The sequence below is a fragment of the Streptomyces sp. S465 genome (genome assembly GCF_026898115.1).
GTDB classification, from domain to species: Bacteria; Actinomycetota; Actinomycetes; order Streptomycetales; family Streptomycetaceae; genus Streptomyces; species Streptomyces luomodiensis.
This window is the reverse complement of sequence record NZ_CP114036.1, coordinates 7964319-7980972: the sequence shown is the minus strand read 5'-3', so window position 1 is coordinate 7980972 and position 16654 is coordinate 7964319. Positions and strand designations below refer to the sequence as shown.

The window sequence follows — 16654 nt, the reverse complement described above, 5'->3', positions numbered from 1 at the left end:
GTCTATCCCTTCCTCATCGGGAGGTCGGCGCCGACCTCCCTTATCGTGCGACCGGTGTAGTGCAGGAAGACGTCGTCCAGGCTCGGCGGAGCGGCGGTCACCGAGTGCAGGGGAATGTCAAGCCCGGCGCACAGACGAGGGATGTACGCCGCGGCATCCCTCACCTCCACGCGGACGCCTTGTGGCGTAACCACCCCTTCCAGAGCGAAGCGCTCGCGCAGCGCCCGCACCACTGCCTCGTCGTGTCCGGTGCGCAGGAGGATCGTGTCGGCACCGATGACTGACCTGAGTTCGGCGGGTGAACCCTGTGCGACCACACGGCCGCCGTCGATGATGGCGATCCGGTCACAGTGCTCGGCTTCCTCCAGGTGGTGCGTGGTCAGGAAGACGGTGGTCCCTTCTTCCGTGCGGAGCCGGTGGAGGTGTTCCCAGATAACCGCCCGGGTCTGTGGGTCCAGCCCGGTGGTCGGCTCGTCCAGGAACAGGACCTTGGGACCGTGCAGCAGCCCGCGGGCGATTTCCAGTCTGCGGCGCATACCACCGGAGAAGGTCCGTACCCGGTCTGAGCGCCGCTGGGCCAGCCCCATCAGGTCGAGCATGGCCAGTGCCCTGCGCCGCCCCTCGCGTCCGGGCAAGCAGTAGAGATCAGCGTGGAAGCGAAGATTGCGCTCTGCGGTCAGATCCGTGTCCAGGGTGGTCTCCTGGAAGACGATGCCGATGCTGCCGCGTACCTTGTGCCGTTCGTATCGCACGTCGTATCCCGCAACCATGGCCCATCCCGCGGTGGGGCGCAGGAGCGTGCTCAACATTCCGACCGACGTGCTCTTGCCCGCTCCGTTCGGGCCGACGAATCCGAAGATCTCGCCGCCGCGAACGGTGAGATTCAGACCCCGTACGGCCTCAACGGTGCCGTATGTCTTGCGGAGGTCTTCGGTGAGTAAGGTCGGCTCGGTGTCCGGAGTCACGCTCATCGCCGGCCCGGCACCCTGATGAGGATGTGAAAGTGCCTCACCTCGTCGGTGCTCTCGCCGACCGGCTTGCCGTCCGCTTCCACCCAGGCATGGGCTCTGAAAGGCTGAGTGCGCACTCCCGTGACCCAGTCCGGCCACGCCCCTCGCGTACGGCAGAGCAGCGCCGTGGCGATGGACCGCTGCAGGCACCTTGGCCCGGCGCAGGGCACGCTCATAGCCACCACGGCGTTGCGAGCCTGCAAGGTCTCCGCCTCGTTCGCGGGCCTGGCACCACGCCGCGCCGTCTCCATCACCTGCCGCAGCCGTCGCGGAGGCAGCTTGGCGAGCAACCGGGCGACCCCGACAACGCACAGTGCGACCGGGCGGACACGCCACGGCGGAGCCGTGGACGGCTCAAGACTCAGTGCCCTGGCGGTCATGCGATCACCACCCCTGCGGTCCGCACGGCGGCGATCAGCTTCTCGACGTCGGCGGCGAAGTCGTCAGTCGCGGTGGGGAAGCGCCTGCGTAGCTCGGAGGTGGCGGATTCCGCCGATCCACCGTCGAGGAGACAGCGCAGCACGAGCGCGCCGGTGTCATTCATCTGCCAGTAGCGCCCGCTGCGTTCGTCCAGCAGCACCATGCCGGTGTCGGTCTCGGTCATGGTCATGTGCGGGGCGAGGGAAAAGGTCATGGTCTTCCTTCGGCGAGGACAGGCTTGGTGTTCTGCGCTGTGTGGCTGCTGCTTGTCCGCGTGAGCGGGGACCCGTTCGGGACCGAGACATGGGACGGCAGTGAGCGCAGCCACAGTTCATTGGCCAGCGTCATGTCGAGGGGCATGAGCAGGCCGGCGTCCGCATGCATGGTGCGCAGGGCGGCACGAGGGCCTGCAGCATCTATCAGTCCCATGCGGGCAAGAAGGGAGTCCTGGAAGATCTCCAGGAGATGGCCCCGATGGTGGCGCAAGCCCACGTAGAGGTCAGGGCCGAAGTCTCCCTTGGTCTGCCGGTCAAGGATGCCGTCCGGCACGATGCCGCGCATGGCGGCGGTGAGGATCGGCTTGACCAGGTCCGCCCGGTGCCGGTCCACCAGGCGGATGGACATGGCCGCGGTGAGCACCTGGTCATCGAGGAAGGGAGCCTGGAACGACACTCCGTGGTCCGCCACCACCCGGGACGACGCCCGGACGATCGTGCCGTTCGCCTGCATCAGCCGCAGCATCTCATGGTGCACCGGCAGCGGGGACAACGGCTCCGGTGCCTCGGCGGCGGTACGGCGCAGCAGGCGGCGAATCGCGTCAACCGCCTCTGGAGTGGTCCACGGCGGCACCCTCGATGCCACCTCCCAGCCGACTCCGGTGCCCAGGACGCGTTCCCCGGTGATCTGGTCGGCGGATGCGGCCAGCCACTGGGGGTATGTCCGGTGGCCCATCAGACTGCGCACCGTCGTGACGGCGTTCCAGCGGCGCATCGACTTGACCGCCCGCACATGCGGCACAGCCGCCAACGGCCGGCTGCGGACAAGTGCGTGCAGTGACATCAGGCTCGGCCGGAACAGTTCGTCTGCTCCGATGCCCTGGAGGTGCCGGGTGGCTCCGCGCGAGGCGGCGAAGCCCGCGATGTACTCGAGCATTGGCCTGCGGGTCATGGTCAGCGGTGCTTCCAGCTCCTGCCTGGCGGCCAGAGCCGATTCCGCGAAGAACCCCGGAGTGTCACCCATGGGAACCGTTACGTGTTCGGCGTCCGGCAGCAGGGCTGCGCTGCGTTCGGCCCAAAGCCTGTCCTCGTTGGCGCGGTCCGACGAGCACAGGTGCAGGGTTGCGAGGGAGACGTCTTGTCGCGCAGTGAGAAAGCACAGGCTCGTGGAATCCTTGCCGCCCGACAAGTCCGCGCTGATGGTGCCGGTTCCGCGGATCCGCACCGCGACGGCGTTCTCCAGTGCCTCACGCACGGCGACAGCCCCCACCGCGAGAGGAACGACCGGTTCGGGAGGCGTCCAGTGCGTCCTGGTGCGTTCCGATCCATTGGGCCGGATCTCCAGATGCTGTCCCGGACCCAACGCCCGTACACCGCGCCATACCGACCGCGTACTCAACGGCCAGGGGGGCCCGAAGGGGGCCAGCAACTGCATGGCCAGCAGTTCCTCGTCAACGCCGGTTCCGGCCATGGCAGCCAGCGTCTGCGGACGGTCCGCCGCGATGGTCACGCCCTTGACGGAGCCGTAGAAGAGTTGACATGCCCCGGAGATGCTGCCCTGGGCCCGTACGAGGCCGCCGACCGACGCGACCAGATGAAAGCATCCGTGCAACGCTCGGGCCACCTGGTCGGCATCGCTGACCGAGCGCACCCGCTGGAGCCGTCGCGACAGCGCTTCCGCTGTCGCGGAAACCGGCCCGAAGAGAGCAATCCGGGCGTCCCTGGCTTCGGCCGTCACGATGTCCGTCTTGGACCAACATCCCACAAGCCATGGCCGACCGGAGGGGTGGACGATTACCCGGGACCGCGCCGAGCGGGGTACGAGTTCTTTGATTTCCTCGCTCACTGGGTGATCTGGAAGGATCACGAATTCCATACCGATATCCTGTTCCTCGCACTGACGGTTCGACCTGCGAGATGGTGCGCCGACCCGGCCGGGAAGGCGGAGTATCCACTCCCGGCCGGGTCAGCGCCTCGGTGGACCAGGCGTTCCGATCAGAGGTCGAAGTAGTAGCCGATGATCCCGTCGAACCAGCGTCCGCAGCAGGTGATACGGGTTTCCTCGGCGAATCCGCCAGCCTCCGCGATCATCGGAGCCTCATACGCGAGTTCGGTGCCATTCATTCCGTTTTCTCCTTTGTCGGTTCCTGGCCGATTTCCTTCCAATTCTCGGCCGATGACTAATCTGCCACTCGGGAAGCGTGTGCACTTGGAGGAAATCACCGTCTTCGTACGGTCCTCTGGTGGAATACCGAGCGGGCGGCGAGCAGTTGGCTCGGCGGTCGCCCGGTCAGGGCGGTGCATTCCCGGCTCAGATGGGCCGGGTCGCAGAAACCACAGTCCATGGCGGCGCGGACGGCGGCCTGACCGGTTGCCAGCAGGCGCAGCGCACGACGCAGGCGCAGCGCACGGGCCGCGACTTTCGGAGAGAGCCCGATCTGCTCCCGGAAACGGCGCGCCAGCTGGTTCTGGCTCCAGGCGACATCGGCGGCCAACCGCGTGATGGGAATCCTGCCTCCGGTCTCCACGAGCCGCCGCCAGGCCTGCCGCAGCGGCACCGGGCACGGCGGATTCGCTGCCTGGCGCTCCACGAGGGCCGCGTCGATCACGGCGCGGCGGGCCGCCCAGTCCCTGGTGCCGGAGACATTCCTCGCCACGCCGTGGACGAGGGAACCCGGGAAACGGTCCCGGTCGTTGATCGCGGCCCCCAGGTCCTCCGGCGATGTGCCGAAAAGACGGAACACGGCCCATGGTTCCAGGGCCACCTCCACGCCGGTCCCGTGTTCTCCGTCCCCCAACGTGTCGCCTGTAGGGGTTTTCAGCCCGGACAGCAACGAGTCGATCAACACTGGGGGAACATCCGGGTGGCGTTCCGTACCGCGCTCGGCGAGCAAGATCATGCGAACGCGGCCGTCGGTGGTGAGAGAGTGCGGGACACCGTCAGCGCACGGAAAAACGCGGTAGCAGAGCACCTCACCGCGTAATCGGGGATCGGGTAGAGCAACGTCGGGCTGTGCCGGGACAAGGGATGGAGCATCCGGCACAGCCGGGTGCTCGCGGAAACGGCGGTGTGGAGCCTCCTCATAGCGCATGTTCTCCCCCATGTGTATGACCGAGGTCCATTCATCAGACAGACCTCCGGTGCATGTCGAGTGGCACGCTCGCTGTCGTGGATCATGCGAGCCCGCCGACGCTGCCGGGGCCACGAGAGGCTGCCGCAGGTCAGCGAGACGCTCATCGCCTGGGTGTCCATTCACGTTGATGACCCGCCGTCTCACCCGGAAGTCCGTACGGCGGCGGAGCCCACTCACCCAGGCCCGCTCTCGCCGCCTGACAGCGTCAACAGTGGTATCGAGCGACAGACGTTCGTTCGCCGGTGCGGTTTGAAGGCCGCGGACGCCACTATCCGGTCACCCTGTACCCCCGCCGCTGATCTCGCCCTCCAGGGCGGAGACCAGCATGCTTGGGCAGCTACTACAGCCCGCCCTCCCCGGTCAGTCCTCTGCGGCAGCGGCGGGCGGCATGTCACGGAAGCGTGCTGCGGCTGTCGCGTACGGCGCAACAGGTTCAAGCGTCCGGGACATCGTGCAGCTTGTCCGTACTGGTCATTGGCGTGCCTGGGGCTTGTCCGGGACACGTCCGGCTGCGGCGCGGTTAGCAGCGGAGCAGGGGGTGCCCCTGAGCACCATTTGACACATGAGTTGCGTCAGATCAAGCGTTTTAGGGGGTACCGGGAGGGGCGGGGCACTGGTCCAAGGCCGCATCGGAGGGGCGTGCCCAGCCGCCAGCTAGCCGCAGTCCGGATGGGCTTCGGCCACCGAGCGCGGAGGTCGCCACCGGCGCCCACGTCCGCCGGCCCGTCAGTCGGCGGCGCCGCCGCCCCCCCATGGTCAGGAGTTCCATCGGGTTGCCGCTGCGCGTCAGAGCCGAGTTGCATGCGACGGACCGTAGACGGAGGCCGTGCGGCTCCGCACTGGGGCCGATCTCCTGGGACACGCGCGGCCGCTGCTCCGGGACCACCGGGCCGGCGCCCATGAGCTCCGCTTCGTGGGGCACCGGCTCGCCGAGGCGCTGCATGACGCGCTGCGGGTGGCCGAGAGCCGGGGGCGGCGGCTGGAGGAGGACGGGGAAGAGACCGCGGCCGAGCCGAGTTAGTAGAAGCATGAACAACAACGTGGACGTCGTGGTCATCGGCGCCGGGCAGGCGGGGCTGTCCGGGGCCTACCACCTGCGGCGGGCCGGGTACGAGCCGGGCTCGGGCTTCGTCGTGCTCGACCACGCGCCCGCGCCCGGCGGGGCGTGGCAGTTCCGGTGGCCGTCGTTGACGTACGGCAAGGTGCACGGGATGTACGACCTGCCCGGCATGCGGCTGACCAGCGACGACGCGGATCCCGAGCGACCCTCGTCCGAGGTGGTCCCCGCGTACTTCGCCCGGTACGAGCGCGCCTTCGACCTGCGGGTCGTCCGGCCCGTGCACGTCGCCGCCGTACGCGACGGGGACGATGGCCGACTCCACGTCGAGACCTCGGCCGGAACGTGGTCCGCGCGGGCGCTGATCAACGCGACCGGGACCTGGGACCGGCCGTTCTGGCCGCGCTATCCCGGACAGGAGACCTTCCGGGGACGGCAGCTCCACACCGCCCAGTACCCGGGGCCCGAGCCATTCGCGGGGCGGCGGGTGATCGTCGTCGGGGGCGGCGCCTCCGGGGTACAGCATCTGCTGGAGATCGCGGAGGTCGCGGCGGAGACCACCTGGGTGACGCGGCGCCCGCCGGTGTTCCGTGAGGGACCGTTCGGCGAGGAGCAGGGGCGGGCGGCCGTGGCGCTGGTCGAGAAGCGGGTGCGGCGGGGACTGCCGCCGAAGAGCGTGGTGTCCGTGACCGGGCTGCCCATGACGGAGGCGATGCGGCGCGCCCGGGAGAAGGGGGTGCTGGAGCGGCTGCCGATGTTCGAGCGGATCACCCCGGACGGGGTGGCCTGGGCGGATGGGCGCCACGTCGAGGCGGACATCATCCTCTGGGCCACCGGTTTCCGCGCCGCGATCGACCATCTTGCCCCGCTGAGGCTGCGCGAGCGGGGTGGTGGGATCGCCGTCGAGGGGACCAGGGCGGTCCGCGATCCGCGGGTGCATCTGGTCGGCTACGGGCCGTCGGCCAGCACGGTCGGCGCCAACCGGGCGGGCCGGGCGGCCGTCCGGGACATCCGGGCGCTGCTGGAGGGAGTCCCGACGGCGCCCCTCGCCACGGCCTCGGCCACCGTCACGGCCACGACCCCAGCCACCGTCTCGGGCACACACCACGCCCAGGATTCAGCCACCACCTCGGCCACGACCCCAGCCACCGTCACGGGCACACACCACGCCCAGGATTCAGCCACCGTCACGAGCGCACCCCATGCCCCGAACCCGGCCACCGTCCCTGGCCGGGTCTCTGCCCCGGCACCGGTGGCCGCCGGTCGGGGCCACGCGCTGGGGCCTTCCTCGTAGCGGGTCCGGCGGGGGCGCGGGCTGCGAAGACCCGCGGCCACCCGGGCATCCGCAGCGCGCAGATGCGCGGACCCGGCACGCGCCCGGCGGCGCGGTCGGGGACGGCACCCACAACGCTGCGGGGACGGGGCCGACAACACGGCGGGCGCGGGCCCGACAGCGCCGCGGGAGACGGGCCCGCCACCGTGCCGCCCGGAGACCGCGTCACACCACGGGTCTGGGGGCGAACGTCGAGTCCCGTACCACGAGTTCCGGCTGGAGGACGATCCGGCGGTGCTGGTGGCCGGTCGCCTCCTCACTGGTTTCCTCGATCAGCAGTTCGGCCGCCGCACGCCCCATGCGGAACGCCGGCTGCCGTACCGATGTCAGCGGCACCGCGGCCGCCGCCGCGAACTCGATGTCGTCGTACCCCACCAACGCCACCTCCCCCGGCACCGAGACGCCGGCCGCGAAGAGCGCCTGGAGCACGCCCAGCGCCAGCAGGTCGTTGGCGCAGAACACCGCCGTCGGCCGCGGTGAGATGCCCAGCAGCCGCGCGCCCGCGTCCCGGCCCGACGCCACGTCCAGCAGTTCGGCCTCGATGTGCACCATCGACTCCGCCGGCAGCCCCTCCTCCGCGAACGCGCGGAGCAGTCCGGCGCGCCGGTCCTGGCACTGCGGGAGTTGCATGGGGCCGCTGACGTAGACCACGGAGCGGTGTCCCTGGGCGATCAGGTGGCGGCCGGCGAGCGCCCCGCCCGCGATGTCGTCGACCGACACCGAGCAGGCGTCGGCGCTGGGCACCTCGCGGTCCACGAACACGAACGGGATGTCATGGCGCCGGAAGCTCTCCAGGTTGGTGCCGGTGACATCGGCCGGGGTGACCAGCACGCCCCGGACCCGGTGCTCGGCGAAGAGGCCGAGGTAGTCGGCCTCCTCCTCGGGGCTCTGGGCGCTGTTGCACACCATCACGCCCAGTCCGGCCTCGCGCGCCGCGCGCTCCGCGCCGGTCGCCACGTCCACGAAGAACGGGTTCGCCATGTCCAGCACCAGCAGCGAGATGATCCGGCTGCGCCCGGCCCGCAGCTGGCGTGCGGACTCCTGGCGTACGTAGCCCAGCCGCTCGATCACGGCCTGCACCCGGTCGCGGGTGGCCTCGGCGACCATCTCGGGCCGGTTGATCACGTTCGATACGGTGCCGACCGACACTCCCGCCTGCCGCGCGACGTCCTTGATCCCCACCATGCGTCCCACGACCCCGACCATCCGCCTTCCCGCGACCCACCACGGTCGCGGGACCATGGTAGTGCCCTGTTCGACCGGTCGGGCAGGACCGGGCCGCGCCGCACACAGCCGCCCAGCCACGGGACCGGGCGCGCCGCCCCGGGCCGCCGCACACAGCGGCTCAGCGTGACCGGGCCAGGCTCGATCCGCGGACGACGAGTTCGGGCTGGAGGACGATCCGCTGGTGGCGGTGGTCCCCGGCGCGCTCCCCCGTCTCCTCGATCAGCAGTTCGGCCGCCGCGTGTCCCATCCGGAACGCCGGCTGCCGTACCGACGTCAGCGGCACCGCGGCCGCCGCCGCGAACTCGATGTCGTCGTACCCCACCAACGCCACCTCCCCCGGCACCGACACCCCCGCCCCGTACAGCGTCTGGAGCACCCCCAGCGCCAGCAGGTCGTTGGCACAGAACACCGCCGTCGGCCGCGGTGAGATGCCCAGCAGCCGCGCGCCCGCGTCCCGGCCCGAGACCACATCCAGCCGCTCCACCTCGACGTGGCGCAGCGCGGACGCGCCGAGGCCCTCCGCGCGCAGGGCGCGCAGCGCGCCCTCGCGGCGGTCGCGGCACTGGGCCAGCCGCATCGGCCCGCTCACATAGGCGATGGCGCGATGGCCGAGGCCGAGGAGGTGGCGGACGGCGAGTTGGCCGCCGGTGACGTCGTCGACCGAGACCGAGCAGCCCTCGGCGCTGGGCAGCACCCGGTCGACGAGGACGAAGGGGATGGGCCGCCGCCGGAAGGAGGCGAGGTTGCGCCCGGTCATATCGGCCGGGGTCATCAGCACCCCGCGCACCCGCTGCTCGGCGAAGAGGCCGAGGTAAACGGCCTCCGCCTCGGGGCTGTGCGCGCTGTTGCACACCATCACCCCCAGTCCTGCCTCCCGCGCCGCGCGCTCCGCGCCGCGTGCGATCTGCGCGAAGAACGGGTTGGCCATGTCCAGCACCAGCAGCGCGACGATGCGGCTGTGGCCGGCCCGCAGCTGGCGTGCGGACTCCTGGCGTACGTAGCCCAGCCGCTCGATCACGGCCTGCACCCGGTCGCGGGTGGCCTCGGACACCGACTCCGGGCGGTTGATGACGTTGGAAACGGTGCCGACCGAGACCCCGGCCTCGCGTGCCACCTCCTTGATGCCCACCCCGGACGCCATCAAGAAGGCAGCGCGAAGTCGATGACGCGGAGGGCGGAGGGCGTGGTGCCGCTGGACTTCCGCTGGTACAGAAACGACAGGACACCGTCCTGGGCGAGGCGGGTGTCGTCCACGACGACCTCGCCGAAGGCGTTCAGACCGCTGCCGTCGAAGAGGGTCTTCCAGTCCATCCAGCCCGAGGACTTGGACGCGGCCACGATCCGGCCGTACGGCATCACGGCGTAGGCGTTGTCGTAGCGGTCGAAGACCAGGTGGGTGCGCTGGCTGGAGCCGAGGGGCACCGGGATCTCGGTCTTCTTCCAGGTGCCGGCCGCGTCCTTGGAGAGGTGGAAGACGCGGCCGTTGGACGTCCGGTCGGCCACGTAGTCGGTGGTGCACTGGCCGAAGCGGCCGGGGACATAGCTGATCAGGGCGTGGGGCAGGCCGGCGGAGTCGGTGGCCTGGCTCTCCTGGTTCATCAGCGAGTGGTCGGGGTTGAGCGGATCGACGACCGTTCCGGCGTCGCCGACCGCCACCGTGTCGGAGCCGCCGGTGGTGCCGACGACGGCGCCCGCCGCGTTGCGCCAGGTGCGGCCGCGGTCGGAGCTGTAGACGTAGCCGGTGTCGTGGTTGGTGAGACCGCCGCTCGCGCACATCACCGCGTTGTTCTGCTCGCGCCAGGTGTAGAAGGCGTGCAACCGGCCGTCGGGCCCGTAGTCGATGCCGTGCAGATACATGTTGCGGGCGGTGCTGGAGCCGTGCTCGCTGGTGTAGGTGCCGGTGGCGGAGGACCAGGCGCCGAGGTCGGTCCAGGTGTTTCCGTCGTACTCGGCGAGCGCGTTGCGGCCGTTGCCGGAGACGCCGGTGCGGTAGCTGAGCTGGAGCCGGCCCTCGGGGGTGGCGATGAACTGGGGGTAGGTGAACTGGGAGGTGAGCGCGAGGCCGTCGAGGGTGGTCTGGACGGCGCCGAACTGGCCGCTGGTCCAGGGGTGTCCGGCGGGGTCGTCCAGCAGCCCGGCCACCGACTTCACGTAGAAGAAGCCGCTGCTGTGGGAGTCCATGTTCAGGTGCAGCCGGCCGTCGATCCGCGAGACGCCCATGGAGATGACGTTGTGCGAGTCGTCGGCGGTGAGCCGGTGCGGCAGCGTGACGGTCTGCCAGCTCCGCTCGCTGAGGGCGCGGCGTGCGATGACCGCGCTGCGGTCGCCGGTGTACCAGACGGCGTACTGATAGCCCTTGTAGGTGAGCAGCCCGTTCTTCTGGAAGGCGTTGTTGTTGACCAGGCCGTTGTACGACTCGAAGTACAGGGCCCTGGCGTCGAGCTGGGTGTCGGCGAGCCGGCTGACCGCGGGCCCCGGGGCGGCCGCGGCGGCGGCCGCGCCCGGGGTCGCGGCGCCGAGCAGGGCGGTGGCGAGCACGACGGTGGCAAGTGATCTCATTCTTGAGCGTCTCCGTCCTGGGCGTTCGGTGGAGGGGCCGTGCGGCGGGTCCGGGGGCAGGGCCCCGGACCGGTGCCCAGGGCGTGTTGGGAAAGTCCCGCCTGCCCCGCGACGCCTGGGACGCGCGCTCGCCGCGTTGTCGGGATCGTCCGAGTAGGCCCACTACGAGGACGACCCTCCGCCTTGCGATCACACGCACCAGACGCCGCGGGGCCCGCCCTCCGGGCGGACGGCGCTACTTCCGCAACACGCCCTAGGCGAGGTGGAACACTTCGGTGAGCGGTTTCATCGCCTCATCCGGTCGCGTGCCGTCGAGCGCCTCGAAGAAGGGCGCCATCTCCGCCTGCCAGCGGGCGTTGACCTCGGTGGCGGCCATCGCGGCCTGGGCCGCCTCGAAGTCCTCGGTCTCCAGATAGCCGACGAGCAGCCCGTCCTCGCGCAGGAAGAGCGAGTAGTTGTGCCAGCCGGTCTCCGCGAGCGCGGCCCGCATCTCGGGCCAGACGGCCGCGTGCCGCTCGCGGTACTCCTCGATCCGGTCCTGGCGGACCTTCAGCAGAAAACACACCCGCCGCATCGCCGGCCGCCTCAGAAGTGGTACTTGTCGATGTTGGACTTGTCGAAGACGGTGGGCGGGCCGAGGATGACCTCTCCGTCCTTGCCGACCGTGTACTCGCCGAGCTTCCCGGCCGTGAACTTCTCCCCCTCGGCCCCGGTGATCTGCCCGGAGGCGAGCGCGGCCGCGGCGTACGAACCGAGGTAGCCGAGCTTCTTGGGGTCCCACAGCGCGAACTGCTCGACGGTGCCGTCCTTGACGTACTTGCGCATCTGGTTGGGCGTGCCCAGGCCGTTCAGCACGACCTTGCCCTTGTACGAGGAGCCGCTGATGTAGCGGGCGGCCGCGGCGATGCCCACCGTGGTGGGCGAGATGATGCCCTTGAGCTTCGGATACGCCTTGAGCAGGCCCTGGGTCTCCTGGAAGGACTTCTGGTCGTCGTCGTCCCCGTACACCGTCTTGACCAGCTTCATGTTCTTGTAGGCGGGCTTGCTCAGCTCGTCCTTCATGAACTCGATCCAGGTGTTCTGGTTGGTCGCGTTCTGGGTGGCCGACAGGATCGCGATCTCGCCCTTGTAGTCGAGCTGCTCGGCGAGGTGCTGGACCTGGCTGCGGCCGATCTCCTCGGAGCTGGCCTGGTTGATGAAGAGCTGGCGGCAGGCCGGGGCGGTGTCGGAGTCGTACGCCACGACCTTGATGTCCTTCTTCATGGCCTGCTTGAGCGGGCCGCAGACCGCGTTGGGGTCGTTGGCCGCGATCAGGATGGCGTCCTGCCGCTGCTGGACCAGGGTGTTGATGTACGACACCTGGGAGGAGGCGCTGGCGTCGGACGGGCCGACCTCCTTGCCCTTGCCGCCGAACTCCCCGGCGGCGTCGATCCCCGCCTCGTCCACGATCTTCTCGTAGGGGTTGTTGATCTGCTTGGGCAGGTAGGCCAGTTTGAGGCCCTTCTTCAGCGGCGCGTCGGGGTCGGCCTTGGCGTCGCTCTTGGCGGCGCCGCCGTTGTCGTTGTCCTTCTTCGTGGTGCCGCCGCAGCCGGCCAGGGCCACGGCCAGGGCACAGACCGCGGCGGCGGTGGCGGCGGCGCGGTGGCGGCGCTGTCCGGGGGAACGCTGGAACATGAGGAGACCTTTCGCGGTGCGTGCGTGGGTGGCGCGGGCGTGCGTGATGCGGTGCGGTGTGTGCGTGGCGCGGTGCATGCGTGGTGGGTGCGTGCGTGTGTGCGCGTGGCGCGGTGCGTGGTGCAGTGCGGTGCGTGCGTGGCGCGGTGCGTGCGTGGCGCGGTGCGCGCCTGGGTGGATCAGCCGGCCTGGGCGGCGGCGCGCCGATGGCGCCAGGCGCTCACGGTGGTGATCAGACGGGGAGTGAGGACGGAGGCCACCAGCAGCAGTCCGGTGACGATCACCTGGACCTCGTTGGCCACGTCGTTGAGGGTCAGCAGGTTCTTCAGGACGCCGATGAGCAGCACCCCGGCGACGGCGCCGAACAGCGTGCCCTTGCCGCCGTCGAAGTCGACGCCGCCCAGCAGGACGGAGGCGATCACGAGCATCTCGAAGCCCTGCCCGTTGTCGGCCCGTGCGCTGCCGTACCGCAGGGTGAACACGATTCCCGCGAAGGCCGAGATCAGCCCGCTGACGACGAACAGCAGCAGCTTGACGCGTTTGACGCGGATGCCCGCGAAGTACGCGGCGTCCTCCTGGGCGCCGATGGCGAACAGCGACCGGCCCAGCCCGGTGGCGTGCAGCACCACGGCGGCGACGGCGGCCAGCACGATGAACAGCACCACGGGGTAGGTGAGGAAGGTGCCGGGCACGGTGGTGGTGTCCACGGCCCACTTGGCGTACGTCTCGGGGAAGTCGGTGATGGCGCCCGTGCCGAGCACCACCGAGGCCAGTCCACGGTAGAGGGCGAGCGTGCCGATGGTGACGGCGAGCGAGGGCAGCCCGACCCGGGTCACCAGCCAGCCGTTGATCAGTCCGCCGGCCACCCCGACCAGCAGCACGATCGGCACGATGGTCTCGAACGCCCAGCCCGCGTCCCACAGTTCGCCGGTGAGCGCGCTGGCCAGGCCGAGCATCGAGGCCACCGACAGGTCCACCTGCCCGGCCACCACCAGCAGCGTCATCGGCAGCGCCATCAGCGCCACCTCGGCGATGTCGTTGAAGGCGAAGGCGAGGTTGTCGTGGCTCGCGAAGCCGTCCGTGGTGCCCAGGCCGGTGATGAAGACGGCCACCAGCAGCACCCCGACGGCGGTGTCCCACCTGAGCTTGATCGTGCTGAGCTTCATCGTGCGCTCCTCTTCCTCAGCGCACGGGTCATGCGCACCCTCACGATCCGGTCCACGCTGATGGCCGCCAGCAGCAGCGCACCCGCGATGGCGTCCTGCCAGAAGGAGTCGACCTTCAGCACGGCCAGGGCGCCGCTGATGGTGGTGAGCAGCAGCGCGCCCAGCGCCGCGCCCCACACCGTCCCGGTGCCGCCGACGATGGCGACGCCGCCGACCACCACCGCGCTGACCACGGTCAGCTCCCAGCCGTGCGCGTTGTCCGCGACGACGGTGCCGAAGCGGGCCAGCCACAGCGCGCCCGCGAAGCCCGAGACGGCGCCGGAGAACAGATACGCGCCGAGCACGCGCCGCCGGATCGGCACCCCGGCCAGCCGGGCGGCCTCCGGGCTGGAGCCGATGGCGTACAGCTCACGGCCGCCGCGGTAGCCGCGCAGGACGTACGCGGTGCCGGTCAGCACCACGAAGGAGATCAGCGGGAGATACGGGACGCCCAGCACGCCGCCGCTGCCCAGGTCCAGCACGGACTGCGGCACATCGGCCGCGTTGATCTGCTCTCCTTGCGCCCACCAGTAGTCGACGCCCTGGATGATGTACAGCATCCCGAGGGTCACCACCAGCGCGGGCACCCGCCCGAAGCTCACCAGCGCCCCGCTGACGACGCCGCAGCCCGCGCCGACGAGGACGCCGAGGACCAGGACCGTCAGCACCCCGTGGTCGGTGCCGGAGACGAACTTCCCGCAGGCGAAGGCGGACAGCCCCACCACGGAGCCGACCGACAGATCGATGTTGCGGGTGATGACCACCACCGACTGCCCGACCGCGAGCAGTACCAGGATGGCCGCGTTGAGCAGCAGGTCCTTGATGCCCTGGTCATCGAGGAAGCGTGGCTCGGCGATCCAGGTGAACAGCACCAGCAGGACGAGGGCCCCGGCGATGCTGATCTCCCGCGCGCGGAAGACGGCGTCGACGAGCGAACGCGCCGAGCGGGCCGTCTCCGGCGCGGCGGCGGGTTGCCCGGGTTTCTGGATGGTCGCGCTCACGTGCGGGTCCCTTCTGCGGTGGCGCCGGTGGGCCCGGTGGCGCCCGTGTCACCGGCGGCGCGGGGGTGCCCGCTCGCGCCGGTGGCGCGGGGGAGCCCGGTCGCGGCGGCCTCACCCCCGGCGACACCGGCGCCATCGGCGCCGTTCGTGAGCCCGGTCGCGGCTGCCATGACGGACTCCTCGGTGGCCTCGGCGCCCGGGATCTCGGCGACCAGCCGACCCTCGTGCATCACCAGGACCCGGTCGGCCATGCCCAGCACCTCGGGCAGATCGGAGGAGATCATCAGCACCGCGAGCCCGTCGGCGGCCAGTGCCGACAGCAGCCGGTGCACCTCGGCCTTGGTGCCCACGTCGATCCCGCGGGTGGGCTCGTCGACGATGAGCACCGTGGGCTCGGTCGCCAGCCACTTGGCGAGGACGACCTTCTGCTGGTTGCCGCCGGAGAGCACCCCGACGTGGTCGGCGAGACTGCCGTACTTCAGCTGGAGCCGGACCGCCCAGTCGGCCGCGCGGCCGCGCTCCAGAGCCCGTTTGACCAGCCCCGCGCGGCCCAGCCGGTCGAGGCCGGTCAGCCCGATGTTCCGTTCGATGGACATCTCCATCACCAGACCGCGCTGGCGCCGGTCCTCGGGGACGAGCGCGAGCCCGGCGTCCATGGCGGCGGTCGGCGAACCGGGCCGCAGCACCGTCCCGTCGACCCGCACCTCGCCCGCGTCCGCCCGGTCCACGCCGAAGACGGCCTGGGCGACCTCGGTGCGCCCGGCGCCGACCAGCCCGGCGAGCGCGACGATCTCACCGCGCCGCACCTCGAACGACACGTCCCGGAAGACGCCTTCGCGGGTCAGCCGCCGCACCGACAGCGCGGTCTCCCCGACCCGGCTGTCCTGCTTGGGGTAGAGCTCGGTCAGCTCCCGGCCCACCATGCGGCGGACCAGATCGTCCTGGGTCAGCCCGGCCAGTGGTTCGGAGGCCACCCACCGGCCGTCCCGCAGGGTGGTGACCCGCTGGCAGAGCTCGAAGATCTCCTCCAGGCGGTGGGAGATGAACAGCACGGCGGCGCCCTCGGCACGCAGCGCCGTCACGACCGAGAAGAGCCGGGCGGTCTCGCTTCCGGTCAGCGCCGCCGTCGGCTCGTCCATGATCAGCACCCGGGCGTCGAAGGAGAGCGCCTTGGCGATCTCGACGATCTGCTGATCGGCGATGGACAGGCCCCTGGCCGGCCGGTCCGGGTCGAGGTCGACGCCGAGCCGCGCCATCAGGGCGGCGGTGGAGCTCCGTACGGCCTTGTGGTCGATGCGGCCCAGGGCCCGGCGGGGCTGCCGGCCCATGAAGATGTTCTCGGCGATGGACAGATCGGGGAAGAGCGTCGGCTCCTGGTAGATGACGGCGATACCGACGTCACGGGCGTCGGCGGGGCCGTGGAAGACCACCGGCTCACCGTCGAGCAGCACCCGGCCGGAGTCGGGCCGGTGCACCCCGGCGAGGGTCTTGATGAGCGTCGACTTGCCCGCCCCGTTCTCACCGGCCAGGGCGTGGGCCTCACCGGCGAAGAGCTGGAGCGAGACGTCCCGAAGGGCCCGTACGGCGCCGAAGGATTTGTTCACCCCCTCGAGGGCGAGGACCGGCACACCGGTCGAAGCAGGCTGGCTCACGGGGTCTCCTGACGCTTACCCAACGCAACAAATGAAATGTTTCAATGCGGATTCCGGGAAGCTAGCCTTGCGCTATGCGCCCGTCAAGGGGGTACGCACGGGATAAATTCCTTACGTTTCAGACCCGCCTGGCACGCCATCCCTTCTTGACGCAGGACCGGCTGCAC

15 protein-coding genes and 1 pseudogene are annotated in these 16654 nt (G+C 70.5%); 2 read left to right on the top strand and 14 right to left on the bottom strand.

Annotation, left to right across the window (positions count from 1 at the left end):
• Positions 1 to 2 precede the first annotated feature (2 nt).
• From N6H00_RS33915 to N6H00_RS33890, 6 genes are all read right to left on the bottom strand, one after another.
• The gene (locus tag N6H00_RS33915; protein ID WP_268975652.1) at positions 3 to 971 is read right to left on the bottom strand and encodes an ABC transporter ATP-binding protein; all 969 of its coding nucleotides are present in this window, start codon (positions 969 to 971) and stop codon (positions 3 to 5) included.
• Positions 968 to 1390 carry a lasso peptide biosynthesis B2 protein gene (locus N6H00_RS33910; RefSeq protein ID WP_268975651.1) on the bottom strand — a complete coding sequence of 141 codons (423 nt, stop codon included), beginning with the start codon at positions 1388 to 1390 and terminating at the stop codon, positions 968 to 970. The genes N6H00_RS33915 and N6H00_RS33910 overlap by 4 nt, the downstream gene beginning before the upstream one ends.
• Positions 1387 to 1644, bottom strand: coding sequence for a lasso peptide biosynthesis PqqD family chaperone (locus N6H00_RS33905; protein ID WP_268975650.1), 258 nt, complete (start codon positions 1642 to 1644; stop codon positions 1387 to 1389). The genes N6H00_RS33910 and N6H00_RS33905 overlap by 4 nt, the downstream gene beginning before the upstream one ends.
• A complete protein-coding gene (locus N6H00_RS33900; protein WP_268975649.1) occupies positions 1641 to 3521 on the bottom strand; it encodes an asparagine synthase-related protein in 1881 nt (626 codons plus the stop codon). Before N6H00_RS33900 ends, N6H00_RS33905 begins: the two co-directional genes overlap by 4 nt.
• 119 nt (positions 3522 to 3640) lie before the next feature.
• The gene (locus N6H00_RS33895; protein WP_268975648.1) at positions 3641 to 3769 is read right to left on the bottom strand and encodes a lasso RiPP family leader peptide-containing protein; all 129 of its coding nucleotides are present in this window, start codon (positions 3767 to 3769) and stop codon (positions 3641 to 3643) included.
• A 95-nt stretch (positions 3770 to 3864) separates the two neighbouring features.
• Positions 3865 to 4737: an AraC family transcriptional regulator gene (locus tag N6H00_RS33890; RefSeq protein WP_268975647.1), complete on the bottom strand. Its 873-nt coding sequence runs from the start codon at positions 4735 to 4737 to the stop codon at positions 3865 to 3867.
• Between the two features lie 868 nt (positions 4738 to 5605).
• On the opposite strand from N6H00_RS33890, the gene N6H00_RS33880 reads away from it, so the two are divergent.
• Positions 5606 to 5800: a hypothetical protein gene (locus tag N6H00_RS33880; protein ID WP_268975646.1), complete on the top strand. Its 195-nt coding sequence runs from the start codon at positions 5606 to 5608 to the stop codon at positions 5798 to 5800.
• Positions 5801 to 5807: 7 nt separating this feature from the next.
• Positions 5808 to 6878, top strand: a pseudogene (locus N6H00_RS33875) (NAD(P)-binding domain-containing protein); the annotation flags it as partial.
• Between the two features lie 456 nt (positions 6879 to 7334).
• On the opposite strand, the gene N6H00_RS33870 reads toward N6H00_RS33875, so the two are convergent.
• From N6H00_RS33870 to N6H00_RS33835, 8 genes are all read right to left on the bottom strand, one after another.
• On the bottom strand, positions 7335 to 8354 hold the full coding sequence (locus N6H00_RS33870; protein ID WP_268977225.1) for a LacI family DNA-binding transcriptional regulator: 1020 nt from the start codon (positions 8352 to 8354) through the stop codon (positions 7335 to 7337).
• Between the two features lie 160 nt (positions 8355 to 8514).
• Complete coding sequence (locus N6H00_RS33865) at positions 8515 to 9537, bottom strand: LacI family DNA-binding transcriptional regulator (RefSeq protein WP_268975645.1); 1023 nt, start codon at positions 9535 to 9537, stop codon at positions 8515 to 8517.
• The gene (locus tag N6H00_RS33860; RefSeq protein WP_268975644.1) at positions 9537 to 10955 is read right to left on the bottom strand and encodes a BNR repeat-containing protein; all 1419 of its coding nucleotides are present in this window, start codon (positions 10953 to 10955) and stop codon (positions 9537 to 9539) included. Before N6H00_RS33860 ends, N6H00_RS33865 begins: the two co-directional genes overlap by 1 nt.
• A 253-nt stretch (positions 10956 to 11208) precedes the next feature.
• Positions 11209 to 11529, bottom strand: a complete 321-nt coding sequence (locus N6H00_RS33855) for an L-rhamnose mutarotase (RefSeq protein ID WP_268975643.1) — start codon at positions 11527 to 11529, stop codon at positions 11209 to 11211.
• A gap of 11 nt (positions 11530 to 11540) precedes the next feature.
• Positions 11541 to 12629, bottom strand: coding sequence for a rhamnose ABC transporter substrate-binding protein (gene rhaS, locus N6H00_RS33850; protein ID WP_268975642.1), 1089 nt, complete (start codon positions 12627 to 12629; stop codon positions 11541 to 11543).
• A 179-nt stretch (positions 12630 to 12808) separates the two neighbouring features.
• Positions 12809 to 13795 (bottom strand): ABC transporter permease, encoded by a 987-nt coding sequence (locus N6H00_RS33845; RefSeq protein ID WP_268975640.1) that lies wholly within the window; start codon positions 13793 to 13795, stop codon positions 12809 to 12811.
• Positions 13792 to 14835 carry an ABC transporter permease gene (locus N6H00_RS33840; RefSeq protein ID WP_268975639.1) on the bottom strand — a complete coding sequence of 348 codons (1044 nt, stop codon included), beginning with the start codon at positions 14833 to 14835 and terminating at the stop codon, positions 13792 to 13794. Before N6H00_RS33840 ends, N6H00_RS33845 begins: the two co-directional genes overlap by 4 nt.
• Complete coding sequence (locus N6H00_RS33835) at positions 14832 to 16487, bottom strand: sugar ABC transporter ATP-binding protein (RefSeq protein ID WP_268975638.1); 1656 nt, start codon at positions 16485 to 16487, stop codon at positions 14832 to 14834. The genes N6H00_RS33840 and N6H00_RS33835 overlap by 4 nt, the downstream gene beginning before the upstream one ends.
• Positions 16488 to 16654 lie beyond the last annotated feature (167 nt).